Source organism: Jiangella rhizosphaerae, from assembly GCF_003579925.1.
In the GTDB taxonomy this organism is placed as follows: Bacteria; Actinomycetota; Actinomycetes; order Jiangellales; family Jiangellaceae; genus Jiangella; species Jiangella rhizosphaerae.
Genome location: NZ_QUAL01000120.1, coordinates 13,418 through 37,086, shown reverse-complemented (window position 1 = coordinate 37,086; position 23,669 = coordinate 13,418). Strand labels below are relative to the sequence as shown.

The 23,669-nt window shown below is 73.8% G+C and carries 21 protein-coding genes and 1 tRNA gene; 14 read left to right on the top strand and 8 right to left on the bottom strand.

Features of this window, described 5'->3' with window-relative positions; translation table 11 throughout:
* On the top strand, positions 1–1,036 hold a 1,036-nt coding region (locus tag DY240_RS12480), incomplete at its 5' end, for an aminotransferase-like domain-containing protein (protein ID WP_147375298.1).
* On the opposite strand, the gene DY240_RS12475 is transcribed toward DY240_RS12480, so the two are convergent.
* Positions 1,023–1,772, bottom strand: coding sequence for a 2-phosphosulfolactate phosphatase (locus tag DY240_RS12475; protein WP_119660207.1), 750 nt, complete (start codon positions 1,770–1,772; stop codon positions 1,023–1,025). The two genes, DY240_RS12480 and DY240_RS12475, sit on opposite strands and share 14 nt — an antisense overlap.
* Before the next feature lie 48 nt (positions 1,773–1,820).
* Between DY240_RS12475 and DY240_RS12470 the strand changes: the two genes are divergently transcribed.
* Positions 1,821–2,399, top strand: a complete 579-nt coding sequence (locus DY240_RS12470; protein ID WP_119660206.1) for a DinB family protein — start codon at positions 1,821–1,823, stop codon at positions 2,397–2,399.
* Positions 2,400–2,493: 94 nt separating this feature from the next.
* Here the strand turns inward: DY240_RS12470 and DY240_RS12465 are convergent, their stop codons facing one another.
* A complete protein-coding gene (locus tag DY240_RS12465; RefSeq protein WP_119660205.1) occupies positions 2,494–2,889 on the bottom strand; it encodes a type II toxin-antitoxin system VapC family toxin in 396 nt (131 codons plus the stop codon).
* 138 nt (positions 2,890–3,027) lie between these two features.
* On the opposite strand from DY240_RS12465, the gene DY240_RS12460 reads away from it, so the two are divergent.
* Positions 3,028–3,615: a dihydrofolate reductase family protein gene (locus tag DY240_RS12460; protein ID WP_119660204.1), complete on the top strand. Its 588-nt coding sequence runs from the start codon at positions 3,028–3,030 to the stop codon at positions 3,613–3,615.
* A gap of 196 nt (positions 3,616–3,811) precedes the next feature.
* Positions 3,812–3,949, top strand: coding sequence for a hypothetical protein (locus DY240_RS31920; protein ID WP_158602831.1), 138 nt, complete (start codon positions 3,812–3,814; stop codon positions 3,947–3,949).
* Positions 3,950–4,044: 95 nt separating this feature from the next.
* On the opposite strand, the gene DY240_RS12455 is transcribed toward DY240_RS31920, so the two are convergent.
* From DY240_RS12455 to DY240_RS12435, 5 genes are all read right to left on the bottom strand, one after another.
* A tRNA-Asn gene (locus DY240_RS12455) sits at positions 4,045–4,120 on the bottom strand.
* Positions 4,121–4,317: 197 nt separating this feature from the next.
* Positions 4,318–5,136, bottom strand: a complete 819-nt coding sequence (locus DY240_RS12450) for a sugar phosphate isomerase/epimerase family protein (protein WP_119660203.1) — start codon at positions 5,134–5,136, stop codon at positions 4,318–4,320.
* Positions 5,136–6,230, bottom strand: coding sequence for a dihydrodipicolinate synthase family protein (locus DY240_RS12445; protein ID WP_119660209.1), 1,095 nt, complete (start codon positions 6,228–6,230; stop codon positions 5,136–5,138). The genes DY240_RS12450 and DY240_RS12445 overlap by 1 nt, the downstream gene beginning before the upstream one ends.
* 59 nt (positions 6,231–6,289) lie before the next feature.
* Positions 6,290–7,441, bottom strand: coding sequence for a Gfo/Idh/MocA family protein (locus tag DY240_RS12440; protein ID WP_119660202.1), 1,152 nt, complete (start codon positions 7,439–7,441; stop codon positions 6,290–6,292).
* A gap of 326 nt (positions 7,442–7,767) precedes the next feature.
* On the bottom strand, positions 7,768–8,811 hold the full coding sequence (locus DY240_RS12435) for a LacI family DNA-binding transcriptional regulator (RefSeq protein ID WP_119660201.1): 1,044 nt from the start codon (positions 8,809–8,811) through the stop codon (positions 7,768–7,770).
* Positions 8,812–8,937: 126 nt separating this feature from the next.
* Between DY240_RS12435 and DY240_RS12430 the strand changes: the two genes are divergently transcribed.
* Genes DY240_RS12430 through DY240_RS12405 form a run of 6 tightly spaced genes read left to right on the top strand, consistent with a single transcriptional unit; the run spans position 8,938 to position 16,174 of the window.
* Entirely contained in the window at positions 8,938–9,939 is a 1,002-nt protein-coding gene (locus tag DY240_RS12430; protein WP_119660200.1) for a Gfo/Idh/MocA family protein, read from the top strand.
* On the top strand, positions 9,936–10,943 hold the full coding sequence (gene iolC, locus DY240_RS12425; protein ID WP_119660199.1) for a 5-dehydro-2-deoxygluconokinase: 1,008 nt from the start codon (positions 9,936–9,938) through the stop codon (positions 10,941–10,943). The genes DY240_RS12430 and iolC overlap by 4 nt, the downstream gene beginning before the upstream one ends.
* Positions 10,944–11,002: 59 nt before the next feature.
* On the top strand, positions 11,003–11,893 hold the full coding sequence (locus DY240_RS12420; RefSeq protein WP_119660198.1) for a Cgl0159 family (beta/alpha)8-fold protein: 891 nt from the start codon (positions 11,003–11,005) through the stop codon (positions 11,891–11,893).
* On the top strand, positions 11,890–12,777 hold the full coding sequence (gene iolB, locus DY240_RS12415; protein WP_119660197.1) for a 5-deoxy-glucuronate isomerase: 888 nt from the start codon (positions 11,890–11,892) through the stop codon (positions 12,775–12,777). The genes DY240_RS12420 and iolB overlap by 4 nt, the downstream gene beginning before the upstream one ends.
* Positions 12,774–14,681, top strand: a complete 1,908-nt coding sequence (gene iolD, locus DY240_RS12410) for a 3D-(3,5/4)-trihydroxycyclohexane-1,2-dione acylhydrolase (decyclizing) (RefSeq protein WP_119660196.1) — start codon at positions 12,774–12,776, stop codon at positions 14,679–14,681. Before iolB ends, iolD begins: the two co-directional genes overlap by 4 nt.
* Positions 14,678–16,174: a CoA-acylating methylmalonate-semialdehyde dehydrogenase gene (locus DY240_RS12405; RefSeq protein ID WP_119660195.1), complete on the top strand. Its 1,497-nt coding sequence runs from the start codon at positions 14,678–14,680 to the stop codon at positions 16,172–16,174. Before iolD ends, DY240_RS12405 begins: the two co-directional genes overlap by 4 nt.
* A 74-nt stretch (positions 16,175–16,248) precedes the next feature.
* On the opposite strand, the gene DY240_RS12400 is transcribed toward DY240_RS12405, so the two are convergent.
* A complete protein-coding gene (locus tag DY240_RS12400) occupies positions 16,249–18,525 on the bottom strand; it encodes an Ig-like domain-containing protein (RefSeq protein WP_119660194.1) in 2,277 nt (758 codons plus the stop codon).
* A 123-nt stretch (positions 18,526–18,648) separates the two neighbouring features.
* Here DY240_RS12400 and DY240_RS12395 point away from each other — a divergent pair, with 123 nt between their 5' ends.
* Genes DY240_RS12395 through DY240_RS12380 form a run of 4 tightly spaced genes read left to right on the top strand, consistent with a single transcriptional unit; the run spans position 18,649 to position 23,626 of the window.
* On the top strand, positions 18,649–19,443 hold the full coding sequence (locus tag DY240_RS12395; protein WP_119660193.1) for a glucosamine-6-phosphate deaminase: 795 nt from the start codon (positions 18,649–18,651) through the stop codon (positions 19,441–19,443).
* A 33-nt stretch (positions 19,444–19,476) separates the two neighbouring features.
* A complete protein-coding gene (locus DY240_RS12390; RefSeq protein ID WP_119660192.1) occupies positions 19,477–20,691 on the top strand; it encodes an N-acetylglucosamine-6-phosphate deacetylase in 1,215 nt (404 codons plus the stop codon).
* Positions 20,688–22,196, top strand: a complete 1,509-nt coding sequence (locus tag DY240_RS12385; protein WP_119660191.1) for a UxaA family hydrolase — start codon at positions 20,688–20,690, stop codon at positions 22,194–22,196. Before DY240_RS12390 ends, DY240_RS12385 begins: the two co-directional genes overlap by 4 nt.
* On the top strand, positions 22,172–23,626 hold the full coding sequence (locus tag DY240_RS12380; protein WP_119660190.1) for a mannitol dehydrogenase family protein: 1,455 nt from the start codon (positions 22,172–22,174) through the stop codon (positions 23,624–23,626). Before DY240_RS12385 ends, DY240_RS12380 begins: the two co-directional genes overlap by 25 nt.
* Positions 23,627–23,669 lie beyond the last annotated feature (43 nt).

Here is a 23,669-nt window from a genome sequence, read left to right as displayed (position 1 = left end):
CGAGTGGCGGCCCCGTCGCGGCGCCGGCCGCGACCGCGAGCCCGGCGGGTACGCCGACCCCGCCGGGCACCCGGACCTGCGCGCCGCCGTCGCACGCTACGTCGCCTACGCGCGCTCCGTGCGGACCGGCGCCGACGACGTCGTCGTCACCAACGGCGCCCAGCAGGCGCTCGACCTCGTCGCCCGCGTGCTGCTCGCGCCGGGCGACGTCGTCGCCGTCGAGGAGCCCGGCTATCCGCCCGCACGGGAGGCGTTCGCGGCGCACGGCGCGCGGGTCGTGGGGGTGCCGGTCGACGGCGAGGGGCTGGTGGTGTCGCGGCTGCCGCGGGCGGCACGGCTGGTGTACGTCACGCCGTCGCACCAGTTCCCACTCGGCGTCGCGATGTCGCCGCGGCGCCGGCTCGACCTGCTGGCGTGGGCCGGCGCGCACGACGCCGCGGTCGTCGAGGACGACTACGACAGCGAGTACCGCTTCGCCGACCGTCCGCTGGAGCCGCTGCACGCTCTCGACGCCGGCGGGCGGGTCGTCTACGTGGGGACGTTCTCCAAGACGCTGCTGCCCGGCCTGCGGCTGGGCTTCGCCGTCGTGCCGCCGTCGCTGCGCTCGGCCGTGCGGGCGGCCCGGCGGCTGGCCGACGGCCACGGCCCGGTGGCGACGGAGGCGGCGCTGGCCCGGTTCATGGACGAGGGACTGCTGGCGCGGCACATCCGGCGGACGGCCAAGGTGTACGCGCGGCGGCGGTCGGCGCTGCTGGCCGGGCTGGCCGGCGAGCTGGCGCCGTACGTCGAGACCGTGCCGTCGGCGGCCGGGCTGCACGTGTGCGCTCTGCTGCGGTCCGGCGACCGTGCGGTGGCGGACGCCGTCGCCGCGCGGGCGCGGGCCGCCGGCGTCGCCGTCGAGACCCTCGCCGCCTACCGGGCCGAGCCGGGTGGGCCCGCCGGGCTGGTGCTCGGATACGGCGCCATCGAGGCCGACGAGGTGCCCGTGGGGCTGACGGCGCTCGCGGCGGCGTTCCGGGCGGTCAGGCCGGGCTGAACCCGCCGCCGGCCAGCACCGGGACGACGTCGCTGTGGTCGCGCTCGGCCGCGATGGCGACGTCGTCGGGGAAACCGTAGGCGATCAGCTCGCGGCCGGACGCGCAGTCGCGGAGCGTGGCCGCGATGTCGCCGGTGGCGTCGACGGCCGCGCGGGCGGCGGCCGCCTCGGGGGAGGGACGGGCGCCACCGAGGGCGGCAACGATCGCGCCGGCGCCGAGTAGGTCCTCCAGCGCCGGCCGCAGGCTGCCGTCGGGCCAGCGCTCGCCCGCCGGGACGACCGCGACCGGACGGTCGGCGGTCCCGTAGCCGGACTCCGTCAGCCACCGCCCGACGGCCGCCGCGTTGCGCAGGCACCCCGCGACGACGGCGACCGACGGGTCGTCGCGTGCCGCGGCGGCGATGCCCGACCCGTTCGGCGACGGCAGCACCAGCCGCGGCGTGACCGGGGCGTCGCGCAGGGCGGCCGGCGACAGCGACCACGGCTGGTCGGTGGTGGCGGCCTTCCGCCCGACGGCCAGCCGGGCGCCGACGCTGCCGGCGTACGCCGCGGCCGTCTCGTCGCGCCAGGCGTAGGGGTGGACGGTCGTGCCGGCGTCGGCCGCCACCGACACCGCCGTCGTGAACGACAGCACGTCGACCACGACCAGGCAGGCGACGTGCGGCGCGAGTCGACGCGCGCCGGCCGGGCCCCACTCGAGCCGCACCCCGTAGCCGTCCTGGTCCCATGCGCCCACCGGTCGATTCTCGCCGATGTTGTCGGTGCCGGGTGGTTGGGTGGCGGCATGGCGGATGTGAAGGCGGAGCTGCACCGCAAGCTGCAGGAGGCGCGCGACGGCATGCTGGCCAAGCTCGACGGGCTGGGCGAGTACGACCTTCGCCGGCCGTTGACGCCCACCGGCACCAACCTGCTCGGGCTGGTCAAGCACCTGGCCGGTGGCGAGTACGTCTACCTCGGCACGTCCTTCGGCCGGCCGCCGCCCGAGACGCTGGCCTGGGAGGAGGACGGCTCGGTCTGGGAGAACGCCGACATGTGGGTCACGCCCGATCAGTCCACCGAGTACATCGTCGGGCTGTACCGGCGGGCGTGCGCGCACGGCGACCGGACCGTGGCCGAGCTCGACCTCGACGCGCCCGGCCGGGTGCCGCACTGGCCGGCCGAGCGCGCCGACACCACGCTCGGCGTGCTCCTCATCCGCATGCTCGCCGAGACCGCCCGGCACGCCGGCCACGCCGACATCGTCCGCGAGCTCATCGACGGCCGGGCCGGCCCCGACCACGACGACTTCGGCGACGCGGAGGTGTGGCGCGCCTACGTGGCGCGCATCCAGGCGGCGGCCGACGCGTTCGCACCGCGCGCCTGACGCGTTGTGACCGTGGTCATGGGCGGTTTACTGCTGCCCTGGCGACAGTAATCCGCCCTTGATCATGGTTCTCGCCTGGTGATACACGCGCACGTCAGCTCAGCGCGTCGTACGGCGCTACGGTGACGAGGTCGCGTACGGCGTCGGCGAGGGCGGTGTCGAGGGTGACGAAGGCGTCGGCCTGCAGCTGCGTGAGGGCGACGTACTCGGCGTCGTAGGTGTCGGGCCAGCCGAGCTGGTCGGCGATGCGCCACGCGACGGCCTGCAGCACGCGGTCGCCGAGCAGCCGGATGCGCAGCGAGCGGACGTAGTCGAGGCGGCCGTCGGCCTCCTTCTTCGTCAGCTCGCCGCGCCGGACGGCCTGGTAGAGCTGCGTCAGCAGCTGCGAGCGGAGCAGCGTCGGCGCCACCAGCTGATGCCCGGCGTCGACGGCGCTCCGCTCGGCCGCGAGCCGGAACGCCACGTCGGCGCCGATGACGAACCTGGTCACAGCGCCAGCGTACGCGGCCGCACGCAGCGGTGTGCGCGGCTCGGCCGGTCGCCGCGACCTGTGGCCGGCGCTGCCACGATGAGTTCGCCCGCTGACCGAGGTCGATACATCGGAGACGACACGCAGAGGAGGTCCACGATGGGCAAGGTCTTCAGCCACATGACGATGTCGCTGGACGGCTACATCGCACAGCCCGACGACGGCATCGGCGAGCTGTTCGAGTGGTACGGCGCAGGCGATGTGACGGTGCCGAGCGCCAACGAGGGCATCACGTTCCAGGTCGACGAGGCGAGCGCGGCGATCCTGCGCGACCTGACCGAGGACACCGGTGCGCTCGTCGCCGGCCGGCGCCTGTTCGACATCGCCGACGGCTGGGGCGACCGGCACCCGGCCGGCGCGCCCGTCGTGGTGGTCACGCATCGCCCGCCGGCGGACGCGGCCGAGAAGTGGCCCACCACGACCTTCGTCGACGGCGTCGCCGCGGCGGTCGAGCGGGCGAAGCGGATCGCCGGCGACAAGAACGTCACGATCGCCAGCGCGAACATCACGCAACAGGCGCTCGCGCTCGGCCTGCTCGACGAGGTGTGCGTCAGCCTCGTGCCGGTGCTGTTCGGGGAGGGAATCCCGTACTTCTCGGCGCTCGGCGGCGGACACCAGCTGCTCGAGGACCCGGTGGTCGTCCAGGGCAAACGCGCCCTGCACCTGCGCTACCCAGTGCGCCGGTGAGGTACGGCTCGAGCGGGCGGCCGGAGCTGGGCGCGACGGGGCTCCGGCTGGTCGCTGTGCGGCCCGTACGTATCGGCCGGTGGCGCGTTCGGGTCTGTTCGGACCCCGAGTCCGTGGTCGGTGAACCCAGGGAACCCCCGAAGCCAGCCTCCAAGTCGCCGTCGACAGATATCGGAATAATCCTCACAATAAGGACATGGCGAAGGCACTGCTGTGCCGCGTGGGCTGGCACAAGTGGCAGTGGCGGTCCACGGACGACGGCAGTCGCTACCTCGTGTGCCGCCGCTGCGGCAAGCAGGGCGAAGTTGGCCCGCTGCTCGGCGGCGAACCGTAGACCCTGAGACGCACAGAGCCGCCCGGGGGCGGAGCTGTGAGTAAGTGTGGCCTTAGGCGGGGTTGGGGTCGGCTCGGCAGCGGCGACCCGGGGTGTGGCTCCCGCACCTGGACTCGAACCAGGAACCCTCTGATTAACAGTCAGATGCTCTGCCAATTGAGCTATGCGGGATCGGCGGACCGAACGTTCCGGCCGACGCTGAACTTTAGCAGGCGGAGGCGCCCGGTTCCCAATCGGTTCCGCCGCGACGGCACGTGGCGCGACGGGCCACGTGCTTGGCACGCCTGGGCGTCGCTGGAGTGACCGGATTGTCCGGTTTCGAGTGACGCTCAGGCGTGCCAAGGCCAGTGGCCCCGGCTCGGTCGACGTCAGCCGAGAACGTGCTCCTCGTAGCGCTTGCGCATCAGTGCGACCACCTCGTCGGGGTCGGCGGCCCAGAGGTCGGCGTTGAAGATCTCGACCTCGATCGGGCCGTCGTAGCCGGCGGCCTCGACCAGTCGGCGGAAGTGCCGGAAGTCGATGTGGCCGTCGCCCATCATGCCGCGCGAGAGCAGGGCGTCCGCCGGGAACGGGGTGATCCAGTCGCACACCTGGAAGCTGGCGATGCGGCCGGCCGCCCGCGCGATCGCGTCCTCGACCCGCGGGTCCCACCAGACGTGGAAGGTGTCGACGACGACGCCCACCGACGACGGGGCGAACGGGGCGGCCATGTCGAGGGCCTGGTCGAGTGTCGACAGCACGCCGCGGTCGGCGCAGTACAGGGGGTGCATGGGCTCCAGCGCCAGCCGCACCCCCGCGGCCTCGGCGTACGGCACCAGCGTGTCCACCCCGTCGGCCACCCGCGCCCGGGCGCCGGCGAGGTCACGGGACCCGTCCGGCAGGCCGCCGACCACCAGGACCAGGCAGTCGGCGCCCAGCGCGGCCGCCTCGTCGATCGCCCGGCGGTTGTCGTCCAGCGCGGCGTCGCGTTCCGGCCCCGGAGGCGCCGTGATGAACCCGCCCCGGCACAGCGACGACACCCGCAGCCCGGCTTCCGCCACCAGGCGCGCGGCCGCGTCGACCCCGCACTCGTGCACCGGCTCGCGCCAGAGCCCGATCGAGCCGATACCGGCCCGGACGCATCCCTCGACGGCCTCGGCGACGGACCACCGCTCCGTCGTCCGCTGGTTCAGCGACAGCCGGTCCATCACGCCACCCCGTATGTCGACAGCAGGCCGGACATCCGCGCGGCCGCGACCTCCGGGTCCGGGAAGAGCCCGGCCGCGTCGGCCAGCTCGAACGTGCGCACCAGGTGGGGGAGCGACCGCGCGCTCTGCAGCCCCCCGACCATGACGAACCCCGGCTGCAGGCCGGACAGCCAGGCGAGGAACGCGATGCCGGCCTTGTAGTAGTACGTCGGCTCGCCGAACACCTGACGGGCCAGCGGCACGGTCGGCGCGAACGCGTCGTCGTACGCGGACAGGTCGCCGCGGTCCAGCGCCTGCAGCGCGGTCGACGCCGCCGGCGCGATCGCCGCGAAGATGCCGAGCAGCGCGTCCGACGACCCGCGGATCAGCGACGGATAGTTGTAGTCGTCGCCGGTGTACAGCCGCACGCCGGACGGCAGTTGCGAGCGCAGCGCCTCCTCGAACGACGCGTCCAGCAGCGACACCTTGATGCCGTCGACCTTCGCCGCGTGGTCCGCGATCAGCGCCACCACGTGGTCGGCCGCGACGCTCACGTCGTCGGCACCCCAGTAGCCGGCCAGGGCGGGGTCGAACATCGGGCCCAGCCAGTGCAGGATCAGCGGCGCCGACGCCTGGGCGAGCAGCCGGTCGTAGACCTTCCGGTAGTCGTCGGGGCCGGTCGCGACGGCGGCCAGCTGGCGGCTGGCCATGAGGATGACCTGCGCGCCGGCGTCCTCGACGACCTCGAGCTGCTCTTCGTACGCGGCCGCGACCTCGTCCAGACCCGAGACGGGACCGGCCAGCTGGTCGGTGCCGGCGCCGGCCGCGATCCGGCCGCCGGCGGCCCGCGCCTCGGCCGCGCTGCGCCTGATCAGCTCCTTCGTCGCCGCCCAGTCCAGGCCCATGCCGCGCTGCGCGGTGTCCATCGCCTCGGCGACGCCCAGACCGTACGACCACAGGTGCCGCCGGAACGCCAGCGTGTGCTCCCAGTCGACGACGGCGGGCGCGCCGGGCCGGTTCTCGCCCAGCGGGTCGGCGACGACGTGGGCGGCGGCGAACGCCACCCGCGACGTGATCGGCGACGACGGCCGGTCCCACGTACGCGGCTCGTTCATCGTGTACGGGCGCAGCGTGCCGTCCGCGCCCGGCAGCCGCACCACCGCACCGCCGCCGCTCACAGCGCCAGCTCCGGCAGCTCGACCCGGCACCCGTCGTTCGACGACTGCAGCCCGGCCTGCGCCAGCCGCACGCCGCGCGCGCCGGCGAGGAAGTCGTACGGGTGCGGCGCGTCCTCCACGACGTGGCGCACGAACTGCTCCCACTGCGCCTTGAAGCCGTTCTGCGGCGGCGAGTTGTCGGGGACCTCCTGCCACTGATCGCGGTAGCGCTGCTCGTCGGCGAGGTCGGGGTTCCACGTCGGCCGCGGCGTCGCGGTGCGCGGCTGGATGACGCAGTGGTGCAGCCCGGCGACGGCGCTGCCCAGCGTGCCGTCGACCTGCAGCTCCAGCAGCTCGTCGCGGTGCACGCGGACCGCCCACGACGAGTTGAACTGCGCGATCACCCCGCCGGCCAGCTCGAAGATCGCGTACGCGGCGTCGTCGGCCGTGACGTCGTAGCGCCGCCCGCGCTCGTCCCACCGCTCCGGGATGTGCGTGACGGCCTTCGCGGTCACGGCCTCGACCCGGCCGAACAGGTTCGTCAGCACGTAGTCCCAGTGGCAGAACATGTCGACGACGATGCCGCCGCCGTCCTCGGCGCGGTAGTTCCAGCTCGGCCGCTGCGCCTCCTGCCAGTCGCCCTCGAACACCCAGTAGCCGAACTCGCCGCGCACCGACAGGATGCGGCCGAAGAACCCGCTGTCGATGAGCCGGCGCAGCTTGAGCAGCCCGGGCAGGAAGAGCTTGTCGTGCACCACACCGTTCTTGACGCCCGCTGTCTTCGCCTGCTTGGCCAGCGTGAGCGCGCCCTCGACGGTCTCGGACACCGGCTTCTCGGTGTAGACGTGCTTGCCGGCGTCGATCGCCTTGACGATCGACTCCTCGCGCACCGAGGTGAGCTGGGCGTCGAAGTAGACGACGTTCGCGGCGTCGCCGAGCGCGGCGTCGAGGTCGGTGGTCCACCGCTCCACGCCGTGCCGGGTCGCGATGTCGCGCAGCTTCTCCTCGTTGCGGCCCACCAGGACCGGATCGAGCCTGACGCGGGAGCCGTCGGACAGCTCGACCCCGCCCTGCTCGTTGATCGCGAGGACCGACCGGACCAGATGCTGCCGGTAGCCCATCCGGCCGGTGACGCCGTTCATCACGACACCGAGCGACTTGACTGCCATGCCACCTCCTGTGGAAAGCGCTTGCCCACCCACCGTACGGCGTGGCGGCGCGGGCGCGCAAGCTCTGGTGTGCCGGGGATGTCGCCAGGTGGCGGGCGGTTCCGGCGCAATTCGTCGTCCCACCTGCCCAAATCGGGAAGGCGCTTACCCCACGCGCCGCCGCGGCGCGCCAAACGTTTTGCGCCACCACCCAAGAAGTTGATCTTGGAGTTGTTCGGCCATCTATCGGGCAAATCGCCCCACAATTGCCGAACAACTCCAAGATCAACGAGGGGTTGGCGGTGGAGGCCGGCCAGTGGCGGCGGAAGGGCCGGGGCTGGAGGGGGTCAGGGGGTGGTGACGTGCCGCGTGCTCTGCCGCAGGACGACCTCGCCCTTGATGCGCCGGGTGCGCGGCTTGGTCCGCTCGGCGGCGCTGAGCACCAGCTCGAACGCCGTCGCGCCGACCTTCTCCAGCGGCAGCCGGACCGTCGTCAGCGCCGGGTTGACGTCGCGGAGCGTGCTGATGTCGTCGAAGCCGGCCAGGCCGAGATCCTGCGGGATCGACAGCCCGTGCTCGCGGCAGGCGACCATCGCGCCGACCGCCATGACGTCGTTGACCGCGAAGACGCAGTCGAGCTCGCCGACGCGGTCCAGCAGCGTGCTCATGGCCTGGTAGCCGCCGTCGCGGGTGAACGCGCCGTGGACGACGAGCGCGGTGTCGAGGTCGACGCCGGAGCGGCCGAGGCCCTCGCGGAACCCGTGGACGCGGTCGCGCGCGGTGAGCATGGCGTCGGGGCCGGCCAGCACGCCGAAGCGGCGGTACCCCAGCCCGACCAGCGACGTGGCGAGGTCGCGGGCGCCGAGCCGGTTCTCGATGACGACGGTGTCGACCGGCAGCTGCTTCTGCGAGATGGCGACGACGTTGCCGCCGTCGTTCTCGAAGATGTCGATCTCGCGGCGCAGGGCCTCGGCGACCGGGCTGTCGTCCATGCGGCTGCCGGCCAGGATGACCGCGCGGCTGCGCTGGCCGCGCAGCGCGACGAGGTAGTCGACCTCGCGCTCGGGACGGCGCAGCGTGCTGCCGAGCGTGACGAGCACCTGGTGGCCCTCGGCGGCCTCCATGACGCCGGCGGCGATGGAGGAGAAGTACGGGTCGGCGATGTCGTGCACCACCAGTCCGACGACGTTGGTGCGGCCGCGCGCCATGGCCTGGGCCTGCGCGTTGGCGGCGTAGTTGAGACTGCGGGCGGCGGCGAGCACGCGCTCGCGGAGGTCGTCGCCGACCTTGCGGGTGCTGCCGTTGAGGGCACGCGACGCCGTGGCCAGCGAGACACCGGCCCGGGCCGCGACGTCCATGAGCGTGACCGAACCGCGCGGTTGCTCGGCCATGTGTCTCCCGTCTCCGTAGGAATGCGCTTCCACGATAGACCGCCGAAGCCGGTCCGGATCGTAGGGCGACCCCGGGCAGGCTTCGTCAGTATGTTAGTTTGTCAAGACAAAGTCGAAGGAGCGGGCATGCGCGTAGGGTTCGTCGGGGTCGGCCGCATCGGGGCGGCCCATGCACAGGTGGTGCGCGACCATCCGGCCGTGACGGCGGTCAAGCTGGCCGACGCCGATCCGGCCCGGGCCGGCAAGGTCGCCGACGAGCTGGGCGTCGAGGCCGTCGCCGCCCCGGGCGACGCCTTCCGTGACGTGGACGCCGTGGTCATCGCGGCCGCCACGTCCGCGCACGCCGAGCTGATGATCGCCGCCGCCGAGGCCGGGCTGCCGGTGTTCTGCGAGAAGCCGGTCGCCGCCGACGTCGCCGGGACGCGCGCCGTCCTGGCCGCCGTCGAGGCCGCGGGCGTGCCGACCCAGATCGGCTTCCAGCGCCGGTTCGACGCCGGCTACGCCGCCGCCCGCGACGCGGTCCGCGCGGGCGCCCTCGGCGAGGTCCGCCGCCTGCACCTCATCACCGCCGACGCCGAGCCGCCGCACCCGTCGTACGTCCCGACATCCGGCGGCATCTTCCGCGACTGCCACATCCACGACTTCGACATCCTGCGCTGGGTGACCGGCCGCGAGGTGGCGACGGTGTACGCGACCGGCGCGAACCGCGGCGCCGAGGTCTTCGCCGCCAGCGGCGACGTCGACGAGTCGGCCGCGGTCCTGACGCTCGACGACGGCACGCTGGCGACGCTGCAGGGCTCGCGCTACAACGGCGCCGGCTACGACGTGCGCATGGAGGTCGCGGGCACGGCCGGCACGCACGTCGTCGGCCTGGACGACCAGGCGGCGCTGACGTCGGCCGAGCCGGGCGTCGCCTTCCCCGAGGGGACCCCGTTCCGCGAGTTCTGGTCGCGGTTCCTGCCCGCCTATCAGGCCGAGATCGCCGCGTTCGTCGACGTCGCGCGCGGCGAGCGCGAGAGCCCGTGCACCGTCGCCGACGCGCTGGAGAGCTTCTACGTCGCCGAGGCCGCCACGCTCTCGCGCCGGGAGGGCCGCGTCGTCACCGTCAGCGAGGTGCGCGAGGCATGAACCACGAGGTTCTGACCATCGGACGGGTCGGCGTCGACATCTACCCGAACCAGGCCGGCGTCGGGCTCGAGGACGTCACCACGTTCACCAAGTACCTCGGCGGCTCGGCCACCAACGTCGCCGTCGCCGCCGCCCGGCACGGCCGCCGGTCCGCCGTCATCACCCGCACCGGCGCCGACCCGCTCGGCCGCTTCGTCCACCGGGCGCTGACGGGGTACGGCGTCGACGACCGCTTCGTCACCGCCGTCGACGACCTCGCCACGCCGGTGACGCTGTGCGAGATCTTCCCGCCGGACGACTTCCCGATCTACTTCTACGGCCGTACGCCGACGGCGCCGGACCTGCGGATCACGGCCGACGAGCTCGACCTCGACGCGGTCCGCGGCGCCGGCATCTTCTGGGCGACGGTCACCGGCCTGTGCCAGGAGCCCAGCCGCTCGGCCACGCTCGCGGCGCTGGAGGCCCGCGGCAGGAACGGCATCACCGTCCTCGACCTCGACTACCGGCCGATGTTCTGGGAGTCGCGCGAGGCGGCCCGGCCGATCGTCCAGGAGGCGTTGCGGCACGTCACACACGCTGTCGGCAACCTGGACGAGTGCGAGACGGCGGTCGGCACGCGCGAGCCGCACGCCGCGGCCACGGCGCTGCGCGAGGAGCACGGCGTCGCCGTCGCCGTCGTCAAGCAGGGCCCGAAGGGCGTGCTCGCCGTCGACGACAGCGGCGAGTACGAGGTGCCGCCGATCCCCGTCGACGTGCTGAACGGGCTCGGTGCCGGCGACGCGTTCGGCGGCGCGCTGTGCCACCAGCTGCTGGCCGGGCGCCCGCTGGGCGAGGCGGTCCGCTTCGCCAATGCCGCCGGCGCGATCGTCGCGACCCGGCTGGCCTGCTCCGACGCCATGCCGACGACGGCCGAGGTCGCCGCGTTCCTGGAGGGTGATGCAAGACCGACGGGCGATGGGGGGCCGAAGGTCTCCCTGAGCCCTCGGTTCAGGGATGGAGGCTGACATGGACGGTTCGCGTTCCTTGCATCACCCGACATCGGAAGGGCTCATGGAGGGTGCAGATGCCCGCTGACCAGCTGCGCGCGATCGTCGAGACGCGTATCCACCGGCCGGAGGCGATCGCCGCGGCGGCCGCCGCGCGCAAGCGCCCCGACTCACTGCTCGGGCCGACCGGCAAGCTCATGGTCATCGCGGCCGACCACCCGGCGCGCGGAGCGCTGCGGGCCGGGCGCGACGCACTGGCGATGGCCGACCGCGGCGAGCTGCTGGACCGCCTGGTCGTCGCGCTCGGCCGGCCCGGGGTCAACGGCGTGCTGGCCACGGCGGACGTGCTCGAGGACCTGCTGCTGCTCGGCGCGCTGGACGGCAAGGTCGTGGTCGGCTCGATGAACCGCGGCGGCCTGGCCGGCACGGTCTTCGAGATCGACGACCGGTTCACCGGCTACGACGCCGCCGGCATCGACGCCATGGGGTTCGAGATGGGCAAGATGCTGCTGCGCATCGACCCCGACGACCCGGCGACGGCGCCGACGCTGCAGGCGTGCGCACACGCCGTCGACGCGCTGGCCGCCCGCCGCAAGGTGGCGCTGGTCGAGCCGTTCATCTCGCATCGCGACGCCGACGGCCGGCTGCGCAACGACCTGTCCACCGAGGCGGTGATCCGCTCGGTGGCCGTCGCCGCGGGCCTGGGCACGACGTCGGCCTACACCTGGCTGAAGCTGCCGGTCGTCGACGACGACCCGGCCGGCATGGAGCGGGTGCTGGCGGCCTCGACGCTGCCGGCGGTGCTGCTCGGCGGCGAGGTGCCGGACGACCCGGACGCGGCGTTCCGGCAGTGGGAGAAGGTGCTGCGGCTCCCGACGGCGCTCGGCCTGGTGGTCGGGCGGACGCTGCTCTACCCGCCGGACGGCGACGTCGCGGCGGCGGTCGACACGGCGGTGAGCCTGCTATGAGCCGCTGGTACCACCCGGCCGGCAGCGCCGGCCGCGGCCCGTACGCCGTCGAGCTGACGCCGTCCACCGTCGGCGGCTGGCGGTGGACGTCGCTGCGCGTGCTCGAGCTGGGGCCGGGGGAGACGCACACGTTCGGCTCCGGCGCCGAGGAGCTGTTCGTGCTGCCGCTCAGCGGCGGCGGGACGATCGTCGTCGACGGCGAGCGGTTCGAGCTGGCCGGCCGGCCGGACGTGTTCAGCGGCCCGTCCGACACCGTCTACGTGCCGCGCGACGCGTCAGTCACCGTCATCGCCGCCGGTCACGACGCCGACGGCGCCCGGTTCGCGCTGCCGGCCGCGCCCTGCACGAACCGGCTGGCCGCCCGCTACGTCGGCGTCGACGACGTCGCGGTCGAGATCCGCGGCGCCGGGAACGCCACCCGGCAGGTGCACAACTTCGGCTCGGCGGACACGTTCGAGGCGGACCGGCTGATCGCCGTCGAGGTGATCACGCCGGCCGGCAACTGGTCGTCGTACCCGCCGCACAAGCACGACGAGGACCTCCCCGGCGAGGAGTCGGAGCTGGAGGAGATCTACTACTTCGAGGTCAGCGACCCGGCCGGGTTCGGCTTCCACCGGGTCTACGGCACCGACGACCGGCCGATCGACGTGCTGGCCGAGGTGCGCACCGGCGACGTCGTGCTGGTGCCGCACGGCTGGCACGGCCCGTCGGTGGCGGCGCCCGGCTACCACCTGTACTACCTGAACGTCATGGCCGGCCCGGGCGCCACCCGCGAGTGGCTGATCAGCGACGACCCCGCGCACGCCTGGGTCCGCGACGAGTGGGCGGCGCAGGATCCCGACCCCCGTCTCCCGATGGGACGCACCACGGAGGAGCAGCGATGAGGCTGACGGTCGCGCAGGCCACGGTCCGCTTCCTGGCCGCGCAGTTCACCGAGCGCGACGGCGTCGAGCACCGGCTGATCGAGGGCTGCTTCGGCATCTTCGGCCACGGCAACGTTGCCGGACTCGGCCAGGCGCTGCTCGAGGCCGAGCTCGACGATCCCGCCGCGCTGCCGTACCACCAGGCCCGCAACGAGCAGGGCATGGTGCACGCGGCGGTCGGCTACGCCCGCATGCGCAACCGGCTGTCGACGCTGGCCTGCACGTCGTCGATCGGGCCGGGCGCGACGAACATGGTCACCGGTGCGGCGCTGGCGACGATCAACCGGCTGCCGGTGCTGCTGCTGCCCGGCGACGTGTTCGCGACCCGGGTGGCCGACCCCGTCCTGCAGCAGCTGGAGCTGCCGCACGCCCCGGACGTCACGGTCAACGACGCGTTCCGGCCGGTGTCGCGGTTCTTCGACCGGGTCTGGCGGCCCGAGCAGCTGCCCGCCGCGCTACTCGGCGCGATGCGGGTGCTCACCGACCCGGCCGAGACCGGCGCCGTCACGCTGGCGATGCCGCAGGACGTGCAGGCCGAGGGGTACGACTGGCCGGCCGAGCTGTTCGCCCGCCGCGTGTGGCACGTGCCGCGAACCGTCCCCGAGCCGGCCGCGCTGGCCCGTGCCGCCGCCGTCATCCGGGCGGCGGAGCGCCCGCTCATCGTCGCCGGCGGCGGCCTCATCTACAGCGAGGCCACCGACACCCTGCGGGCGTTCGCCGAGGCCACCGGCATCCCGGTCGCCGAGACCCAGGCCGGCAAGGGCAGCCTGCCGTACGACCACCCGCTCGCGCTCGGCGCCGTCGGAGCGACCGGGACGCCGGGCGCCAACCGGTTCGCCCGGTCGGCGGACGTCGTCATCGGGATCGGGACCCGGTACAGCGACTTCACGACGGCGTCGCGGACGGCGTTCCAGGACCCCGGCGTGCGGTTCGTCAACGTCAACGTCGCCGCGTTCGACGGCGCCAAGCACGCCGGCCTGCCGGTGGTCGCCGACGCGCGCGCGGCGCTGGAGGCACTGACGGAGGCGCTGGCCGGCTGGTCGGTGCCGGCGTCGTACCGGTCGGCCGCCGCGGAGGCGAACGCCGAATGGGACGCCGTCGTCGCCGGCACCTACGCCGCGGGCCACGAGCCGCTGCCCGCGCAGACGGAGGTGATCGGCGCGGTCAACGAGGTCAGCGCGCCACGCGACGTCGTGCTCAACGCGGCCGGCTCGATGCCCGGCGAGCTGCACAAGCTCTGGCGCACCCGCGACCCGAAGGGCTACCACGTCGAGTACGGCTACTCGACCATGGGCTACGAGATCGCCGCCGGCGTCGGCGTCCGCATGGCGGCGCCCGACCGGGACGTGTTCGTGCTGGTCGGCGACGGCTCCTACCTGATGATGGCGCAGGAGCTGGTGACGGCCGTCCAGGAGCGGATCAAGATCGTGGTCGTCCTGGTCCAGAACCACGGGTTCGCCTCGATCGGCTCGCTGTCGGAGTCGCTCGGGTCGCAGCGGTTCGGCACCGCCTACCGCTACCGGTCCGGCGAGAGCGGCCGGCTGGACGGCGACGTCCTCCCGGTCGACCTCGCCGCCAACGCCGCCAGCCTGGGCGTCACCGTCGTCCGCGTGTCGACCGTGGACGAGCTGCGCGCGGCGCTGCGCGACGCGAAGGCGGCGCCGGCTGACGGCGGCCCGATCCTGATCCACGTCGAGACCGACCCGCTCGCCGGCGCGCCGGACAGCGACTCGTGGTGGGACGTCCCCGTCAGCGAGACGGCGGCCCTGGACACCACGCGCTCCGCGCGCGCGGAGTACGAGCGGCAGAAGAAGGCACAGCGGCCGCTGGTCGGCCCGTCGAGCACGGAGGAGAGTGACGCATGAGGACCATCGAGCACTGGATCGGCGGCGGCGCCACGCGGGCGGGCTCGACCCGCACGGCGCCGGTGTGGAACCCGGCGACGGGGGAGCAGCAGGCCGAGGTCCTGCTGGCCGAGCCAGTGGACGTCGACCTGGCCGTCTCGACCGCCGCGAAGGCGTTCGAGAGCTGGTCGCAGACCTCGCTCACCAAGCGGACCAACGTCCTGTTCGCCTTCCGCGAGCTGGTCGCCCGGCACGCCCGCGAGCTGGCCGAGATCATCGCCGACGAGCACGGCAAGGTGGTGTCCGACGCGCTCGGCGAGGTGCAGCGCGGCCTCGAGGTGGTCGAGTTCGCCTGCGGCATCCCGCACCTGCTCAAGGGCGACTACTCCGACCAGGTCTCGACCGGCGTGGACGTCTTCAGCTTCCGCGAGCCGCTCGGCGTCGTCGCCGGCATCACGCCGTTCAACTTCCCGGTGATGGTCCCGATGTGGATGCACCCGGTCGCCATCGCCTGCGGCAACGCGTTCGTGCTCAAGCCGAGCGAGCGGGATCCGTCGGCGTCGCTGCTGGTGGCGAAGCTGTGGGCCGAAGCCGGACTGCCCGAGGGCGTGTTCACCGTCCTCAACGGCGACAAGACCGCCGTCGACGCGCTGCTGGACCACCCCGACGTCGCGGCGGTGTCGTTCGTCGGCTCCACCCCGATCGCGCGCTACATCCACCAGCGCGCCAGCGCGAACGGCAAGCGCGTCCAGGCGCTGGGCGGGGCGAAGAACCACGCCGTCGTGCTGCCCGACGCCGACCTCGACTTCGCCTCCGACCACCTGGTCGCCGCGGCGATGGGCTCGGCGGGGGAGCGGTGCATGGCGATCTCGGCGGCGGTCGCCGTCGGGACCGGCGCGGACCAGCTGGTCGACGCCGTCGCGGCCAAGGCGAAGGCGGTCCGCGTCGGCCCTGGACGCGACGAGGCCAGCGAGATGGGGCCGGTCGTGACGGCCGCCGCCCGCGACCGGATCACCGGCTACGTCGACTCCGGCGAGCGGCAGGGCGCGCGGGTGGCCGTCGACGGGCGCGGGCTGGTGGTGCCGGGCCACGAGGACGGCTTCTTCGTCGGCCCGACCGTGCTCGACCACGTCACGCCGTCGATGGAGGTGTACCGCGACGAGATCTTCGGGCCGGTGCTCTCCGTCGTCCGCGCCGATGACGTGGACGAGGCGATCGCGCTGATCAACGCGAACCCGTACGGCAACGGCACGGCCATCTTCACCGGCTCCGGCGAGGCGGCGCGGCGGTTCCAGCGCGGGGTGAAGGTCGGCATGATCGGCATCAACGTGCCCATCCCGGTGCCGATGGCGTACTACTCCTTCGGCGGCTGGAAGGACTCGCTGTTCGGCCAGTCGCACGTCCACGGACCGGAGGGGATCGCGTTCTACACCCGGGCCAAGGTCGTGACGTCGCGCTGGCCGCGCGTCGACCACCCGATCGCCGCCAGCTACCACTTCCCGACGACGACCTGACTCGACGCCGTCGAGGGCGAGCTACTACCGCCAGAGCCGTAGCAACTCGCCATCGACGCCCGCGGGGCGAGAGCTCAGCGCACCTCGATCGCGCTGAACTTGGCCGTCGTGTACCGCGCGTTGACGGTGTTCTCCTGGTGGCCGTCGACGGCGAGCCCGAGGAACGCGGACGGCGGGAGCGCGACCTCCGCGGCGCCGACCTCGTGCCACGTCACGCCGTCGGGGGAGACGGCGCCGGCGACGGTCGAGCCGCGGCGGGTGAGGCGGACCCAGTAGGGGGTGTCGATCGGCACCTCCTCCGGGACGGCCGGATACTGAGCGACGGTGGCCTCGGCGCCGTGCGCGGCCCGGGCCGAGAACCGCGACACCTTGCCGCTGCCGAGGTAGGTCAGCTCCATCATCGCGAACGGGGCGGACGGTGCGAGGTCGGCGCGGATCATCACGGCGGCGGCGACCTCCGGGTACACCTTGCTGATCGCGTCGATCCGGGCGACGATCTCGCAGTCGCCGTCGCGCCGCTGGTGCGCGAACCGGAAGCGGTCCGCCGTCCCGCCGATCGCGCCGGAGCCCTTCACCGTCACCACGCCGCCGTCGACCGAGGTCGCCCCGCGTACCGGCACGCCGCCGACGTCGACGCTCACCCACGGCGCGGTACGGGTGATCCGGTTGACGTGCACCGGCGTCGACGGGGTGGACGTCGCGTTGCCGTCGGCATCGACGGCGCGGGCGGTGACGAAGTACGTGCCGTCCGCGACGCCGGTCCACTCCACCCGGTACGGCGCCCGGGTGGCCGTGCCGACCAGCTCGTCGCCGGCGTAGAACTCGACCCGGTCGATCGCGGCGCCGCGGCCGGTGGCGCTCGCGTTCAGCACCACGCGCGCTTCCGCTCTCGCCGCCGCCACCAGGGCGTTCGTCCCGGGCTGCAGCAGCGTGACCGACGGGTTCGCCGAGGACGGGCCGGTGATGGAGTTCAGGTAGCGCTCCAGGTTCGTGTAGCCGTCGGTGCCGACGGCGTTGCCGTCGGCCGGGTCGCTCGGGTCCAGCCCGTGGGCCAGCTCCCAGTCGTCGGGAATGCCGTCGTGGTCGCTGTCGACGGGCGCGGGCGCCGAGGCCAGCGGCGGCCAGCCGCCCACCTCCGTCTGCGAGTTGATCAGCCGGCCGGTGCGCCGCCGCACGTCCTCGACCAGCCGGGCGTCGACGGAGTCGCGACGCGGCAGGATCGCGCCGGCCTCGTTCAGCACCCGCTCGAACGCGATGGTGGCCGCCTCGGCCGGCAGCGGCTGCGGGAACGGCACCGGCTCGGTGCGCAGCGTGACCGGCACGTCGCCGTCGATGCCGAGCGTGTTGTCGGCGGTCACCTCGGGTGACCCGTCGACGTAGTTGTCCGCGACGTACCAGACGCCGGGCCCGCCGAGCGTGCTCACCGTCGGCTCGACGATGCGGTCGCGGACCTCGGCCAGCGTGTCCGGTCCGGGCCGGTAGTAGTTGCCGATCATGTTGATCCCGGCCGAGTCCTCGCCGCCGTAGGCGGAGTTGAATCCCCAGTTGTAGATGACGTTGTTCTGGTGGTCGACGGTCAGCGCGTAGTCCGGCCCGGTGGCGTTGACCGGCGCGAACCGCGGGTTGCGGCTGGAGTTGTGGATGATCAGGTTGTGGTGGAACGACACGTTCTCGCCACCCCAGATGCCGCCATAGCCGTGCCTCCCCTCCGGGTTCACCGACATCGTCAGGCTCTCGCCGACGATGCACCACTGCACCGATACCCGGGTGTTCTCGTACGGCGACAGCGCCTCGTCGGTGCTCCACGTCAGCGAACAGTGATCGAGCACGACGTCGGCGGTGCGGCGGAACCACATCGCGTCCTCGGTGACCCCGGCGATGTCGCCCATCCGGCAGCGTAGGTACCGCACGACGACGTTCTGCCCGGCGATGCGCGTCGGGTAGCCGGCGATGCAGATGCCGTCGCCGGGCGCGGTCTGGCCGGCGACGGTGAGGTTGGAACCGCTGATGTCCAGCCGTGAGCTCAGGTAGATGGTGCCGGAGACGCGGAAGACGACGGTGCGGTTGCTGCCCTTCACGCCCTCGCGCAGCGACCCCTGCCCGGAGTCGTTCAGGTTGGTCACCTCGTAGACGTCGCCGCCGCGGCCGCCGGTCGTGTACATGCCGCAGCCCAGCGCGCCGGGGAACGCGGGGACCAGGGCGTCGGCGGTGCCGCGGCGGACGGCGGCGAAGGCGGGGGAGCCGGCGACGAACGCGCCGACTCCGGCGAGGGCTCCGGCCGCCGTGAAGGCGCGGCGGGTGAGCGTGTGGTTCTCCGTGCGGTCGGGGCGGGCGTCCGGAATGGAGCTCATCGATCCTCCAGGACCTGGGAGCGGGGTGGGTGCGGTCGATACTGCAAGCGGTTGTGCATTTGTGTCAATACTTGCAGTAGGGTTGCAGCGACGTCGTCCAGCGATGCCCACAGGAGGGTCTCTGTGTCCGAACCGATCACCCAGTTCCAGGCCGGCGAGCTCGCGGTCGAGGTGTACTCCGGCACCGCCGAGATGGGTCAGGCGGCAGCGGAGCGCGCGGCCGCCGTCATCCGCGACGCCGTCGCCAGGACCGGCCGGGCCCGCGCCGTCTTCGCCACCGGCAACTCGCAGTTCGCGTTCGTGCAGGCGCTGCGGTCTCAGGACGTCCCGTGGGACCGCGTGACCGCGTTCCACCTGGACGAGTACGTCGGCATCGACGCGAACCACCCGGCCAGCTTCCGGCGCTGGATCCGCGAGCGCATCGAGGAGCCGTTCCGGCCGGCGAAGGTGCACTACATCGAGGGCGACGCGCCGGACGCCGAGGCCGAGTGCCGCCGCTACGAGGACCTGCTGCGGGCCGAGCCGCTGGACGTCGTCTGCATGGGCATCGGTGAGAACGGCCACATCGCGTTCAACGAGCCACACGAGGCCGACTTCGCCGACCAGCGGCTGGCCCGGGTCATCACGTTGACGCCGGAGTCGCGCGCCCAGCAGGTCGGGGAGGGGCACTTCCCGGACGACGCCGCCGTGCCGGCCACCGCGATCTCGCTCACGGTGCCGGCGCTGCTGTCAGCCGGCCAGGTACTGGTCTGCACGCCGGACCGGCGCAAGGCGGCGGCGGTCGCGGCCGCGGTCAACGACGAGATCAGCCCGGCCTGCCCGGCGACCGTCCTGCGCACGGCCGGACACGCGACACTGTTCCTCGACCCCGAGTCGGCCGGGCAGCTCGACGTCACGGCCGGATCCGCGGCGAGCTGAGTTCCAAACGGTTGCTGAAAGGTGGCAGCGGCGATGCCGACGACCTCACGACCGCATCGGCTGGCACTGACGCGCGCGACGGTCGTCAGCGACGGGCGGGTCGAACCTGACCGCACCGTGGTGGTGGACGGCGAGCACATCGTCGCCGTGGCATCCGGTGCCGACCTTGAATCGCTGCGCGACGCCCGGGTCGTCGACGTCGGTGGACGCATCGTCACCGCCGGCCTGATCGACCTGCACGTGCACGGCGCGGCCGGTCACGCCTTCGACGACGCCGACGGCGCCGCGCTGACGGCGGTGCTGCGGCGCCTGGCCGCTTCCGGCGTCACCAGCGTGCAGCTGAGCCTGGTCTCGGCGCCGGTGGACGTGCTGGCGGCGCGGATCGCGTCCCTCGCCGAGCTGGTCGCGGGGGTGCCCGCCGACGCCGCCCGGGTGCTGGGCGTCCACCTCGAGGGCCCGTTCCTCGCGGCCGCGCAGTGCGGGGCACACGACCCGGACGTCCTGGTCCCTCCCTCGCCGCGCGACGTGGCCCGGCTGCTGGAGCACGCGGCGACGCTGCGGATGGTGACGCTCGCGCCTGAGCTGCCCGGCGCCATCGAGGCCACCCGCCGGCTGGCCGCGGGGGGCGTCGTCGTCGCGGCCGGCCACAGCGGCGCCACCGCGGCCGAGCTGGCCGCCGCGGCCGATGCCGGGCTGACGCACGTCACGCACCTGTGGAGCGGGCAGTCGACCACGCGCCGGGAGGGGCCGTGGCGGATCCCCGGGCTGCTCGAGGGCGCCCTGGCCGCGGCGGACCTGACGGCGGAGGTGATCGCCGACGGGCGGCATCTGCCGCCGGAGTTGCTGGAGATCGCCCGGCGGTGCGTCGGCGACCGGCTCGTCGTCGTCTCCGACGGCACCCCGGGCACCGGCATGCCGGCCGGGCACCGCTACCGCCTGGCCACCGTCGAGTGCGTCGTCGGCGACGGCGTCGGGATGGTGGACGGCGCCGACGCGTTCGGCGGCAGCACCAGCACGCTGCCGCGGATGCTCGCCCATCTGCACGACGACCTCGGCTGGCCGCTCGCGGAGGTGGTAGCCGCGGCCACCGGCCGGCCGGCCGCCGTGGCCGGCCTGTCCGGCCGCCGGGGCGCGGTCGTCGCCGGCATGGACGCGGACCTGGCGATCTTCGACCCCGGCTTCCGGCCCTGGGCCACCGTCCTGCGCGGCCGCTGGCTGCCGGCACCATCCTCTGGAGGACCCCTGTGACATCCGAACCCACCCGGCTGGTGCGGCTGCGCGCCGACGACTCCGTGGCGGTGACGCTGGACCCGCTGGCCGCCGGCGCGCCCGTGCCCGGCACCGGGCTGGTCAGCCGGCAGGCCGTCCCAGCCGGTCACAAGGTCGCGCTGACCTCCGTCGGCGCGGGCGCCCCGGTGCTCAAGTACGGCCAGGTCATCGGGCACGCGACCACGCGCATCGAAGCCGGCGACCACGTCCACCTGCACAACCTCGGCTACACCGACACCGTCGAGCATGAGGTCGCGATCGGTGCCGGCGTGCCGCCCGAGCCGGTGGCGCCGGAGACGTTCCAGGGCATCGTCCGCGCCGACGGCCGGGTCGCCACCCGCAACTACGTCGGCATCATCACCTCGGTGAACTGCTCGGCCACCGTGGCCAAGCTGATCGCCGAGCAGGTGCGGATGTCCGGCATGCTGGCGGCGCACCCCAGCATCGACGGCATCGTGGCGATCACCCACGGCAGCGGCTGTGGGCTCGCGTCCGACGGCGAAGGCCTCGACCTGCTCAAACGCACGCTGTCGGGGTACGCCGATCACCCGAACTTCGGCGCGCTGATCGTGCTGGGGCTGGGCTGCGAGGTCAACCAGATCGCCGAGCTGGAGCTGCCGGAGCACACCCCGGTCGTCGGCATGACCATCCAGGAGGCCGGCGGCACCGCGGCCGCCGTCCGGGCCGGCGTCGCCGCCGTCGCCGAGGTGCTGGACCGGCTGGACGTCCAGCGGCAGCCGGTACCGGTGTCCGAACTGGTGCTGGGCCTGAAGTGCGGCGGGTCCGACGGTTACTCGGGCATCACCGCGAACCCGGCGCTCGGAGTCGCCGCCGATCTGCTGATCGCCCGGGGCGGCACCGCCGTGCTGTGCGAGACGCCGGAGATCTACGGTGCGGAGCACCTGCTGGCCGCCCGGGCCGAGTCGCGCGAGGTGGCCGACGCGCTGCTGGAGCGCATCGCCTGGTGGCGCGAGTACACCGCCAGGCACGGCGGCAGCCTCGACAACAACCCGTCACCGGGCAACAAGGAGGGTGGCATCACCACGATCCTGGAGAAGTCGCTCGGCGCGGTGGCGAAGTCCGGCTCGACGCCGCTGCGCGCGGTGCGCCGGTTCGCCGAGCGCATCGACAGCCGCGGCCTGGTGTTCATGGACACGCCCGGCTACGACCCCGTGTCCGTCACCGGCATGGTGGCCGGCGGCGCGAACGTCGTCTGCTTCACCACCGGCCGCGGCTCGGTGTACGGCTGCAAGCCGGTCCCCAGCCTCAAGCTGGCCACCAACACCGCGGTCTACCAGCGCATGACCGAGGACATGGACCTCAACTGCGGCGTGGTCGCCGACGGCGAGGCCGGCCTCGACGAGATGGGCCGGCGCATCTTCGACGCCGTCGTCGCCACGGCCTCCGGCCGGCAGACCGCCAGCGAGGCCCTCGGCTTCGGCGACGAGGAGTTCGCCCCGTGGCAGCTCGGGGCGGTGATGTGACGGTGGCGCACCTCTCCCGGGCGGAGCCGGCCCCACGGCCCGGCGTCGTCCACCTCGGCGTCGGCGCGTTCCACCGTGCGCACCAGGCCGTCTACACCGACCGCGCGATGGCCGCGACCGGCGACCAGCGGTGGGGCATCGTCGAGGTCGCGCCCCGCTCGACGGACGTCGTCGCGGCGCTGCGCCGGCAGGGCGGGCTGTTCACGGTGCTGGAGCGCTCCGGCGACCGGGTGACGGCGAACGTCGTCGGATCCGTCGCGGAGGCGTGGCACGCGCCGTCGGAGTGGGACGAGGTGGCCGCCCGGTTCGCCGACCCGCGCATCGCGGTCGTCACCCTGACCATCACCGAGAAGGGTTACCTCGCCGACGCGGTCACCGGCGCGCTGCTCGACGACGACATCGTGCGGGCCGACGTCGCGGCGGTCGCCGCCGGCGAGCGGCCGCGGACCGGGCTCGGGCTGCTGGTGGCGGGGCTGCGTGGACGGCTGGCGGCGGACGCGGGGCCCGTGACGGTGCTGTCCTGCGACAACCTGGTCGGCAACGGGCGCCGGCTCGGCGCGCTGGTCGGCGAGTTCGTCTCCCGGCTGCCGGGCACCGCCGGCCCGGCGCTTGCCGCGTGGATCGCGTCGTCGGCGCGGTTCCCGTCGGCGATGGTCGACCGCATCGTGCCGGCCACCACCCCCACCGACCGCGCCGACGCCGCGAGGCTGGTCGGCGCCATCGACGACGCCGTCGTGGCGGCTGAGCCGTTCACCCAGTGGGTCATCGAGAACGACTTCGGCGGCGACCGCCCCCCGTGGGAGCGGGCGGGCGTGGAGCTCGTCGCCGACGTCGCTCCGCACGAGACGGCCAAGCTGCGGGTGCTCAACGCTGCGCACTCGATGATCGCCTACCTGGGCGCGCTGGCCGGCCACGAGACGATCGCCGCTGCCGTCGCCGACCCGGCGATCCGCGGGGCGGTCGAGGCGCTGCACCGCGACGTGCTGGCGACCGTCGACGCGCCGCCCGGCTGGGACCTGCGCGCCTATGCGGCGTCCGTGCTGGAGCGGTTCGCCAACCCCGCACTCGGGCACCGGTGCGACCAGGTGGCGGCCGACGGCTCGCAGAAGCTGCCGGTCCGCGTCGTGCCGACGATCCTGGCCGCCCGCGCCGCCGGTCGCCCGTCCGCCGCGGCGACGCTGGTGGTGGCCGCCTGGCTGCGCTTCGTCGTCGCCGGCCGGTCCGACGACGGCCGGCCGCTCACCGTCGACGACCCGGCCCGCGACGCGCTGCGCGCCGTCCCCGCGTCGGACGCCGGACGGCTGCTGCGCGCCGCCGCGGTGGTGCCGCCGGAGCTGGCCGCCGATGACGCGTGGGTGGGTGACGTCACCCGGTACCTGGACGACCTGGCCCGTCACGGCGCCGTCGCGACCACCGCCGCCCTCACCTGACCCGCCCGCCCCACCATGTTGATCATGGAGAAATCGGGGATCC

Coding starts and splice junctions, on each gene's coding strand:
- DY240_RS12470 (WP_119660206.1), top strand. CDS start 1,821: ATGGCGGATGTGAAGGCGGAGCTGCACCGCAAGCTGCAGGAGGCGCGC.
- DY240_RS12460 (WP_119660204.1), top strand. CDS start 3,028: ATGGGCAAGGTCTTCAGCCACATGACGATGTCGCTGGACGGCTACATC.
- DY240_RS31920 (WP_158602831.1), top strand. CDS start 3,812: ATGGCGAAGGCACTGCTGTGCCGCGTGGGCTGGCACAAGTGGCAGTGG.
- DY240_RS12450 (WP_119660203.1), bottom strand. CDS start 5,136: ATGGACCGGCTGTCGCTGAACCAGCGGACGACGGAGCGGTGGTCCGTC.
- DY240_RS12445 (WP_119660209.1), bottom strand. CDS start 6,230: ATGAACGAGCCGCGTACGTGGGACCGGCCGTCGTCGCCGATCACGTCG.
- DY240_RS12440 (WP_119660202.1), bottom strand. CDS start 7,441: ATGGCAGTCAAGTCGCTCGGTGTCGTGATGAACGGCGTCACCGGCCGG.
- DY240_RS12435 (WP_119660201.1), bottom strand. CDS start 8,811: ATGGCCGAGCAACCGCGCGGTTCGGTCACGCTCATGGACGTCGCGGCC.
- DY240_RS12430 (WP_119660200.1), top strand. CDS start 8,938: ATGCGCGTAGGGTTCGTCGGGGTCGGCCGCATCGGGGCGGCCCATGCA.
- iolC (WP_119660199.1), top strand. CDS start 9,936: ATGAACCACGAGGTTCTGACCATCGGACGGGTCGGCGTCGACATCTAC.
- DY240_RS12420 (WP_119660198.1), top strand. CDS start 11,003: ATGCCCGCTGACCAGCTGCGCGCGATCGTCGAGACGCGTATCCACCGG.
- iolB (WP_119660197.1), top strand. CDS start 11,890: ATGAGCCGCTGGTACCACCCGGCCGGCAGCGCCGGCCGCGGCCCGTAC.
- iolD (WP_119660196.1), top strand. CDS start 12,774: ATGAGGCTGACGGTCGCGCAGGCCACGGTCCGCTTCCTGGCCGCGCAG.
- DY240_RS12405 (WP_119660195.1), top strand. CDS start 14,678: ATGAGGACCATCGAGCACTGGATCGGCGGCGGCGCCACGCGGGCGGGC.
- DY240_RS12400 (WP_119660194.1), bottom strand. CDS start 18,525: ATGAGCTCCATTCCGGACGCCCGCCCCGACCGCACGGAGAACCACACG.
- DY240_RS12390 (WP_119660192.1), top strand. CDS start 19,477: ATGCCGACGACCTCACGACCGCATCGGCTGGCACTGACGCGCGCGACG.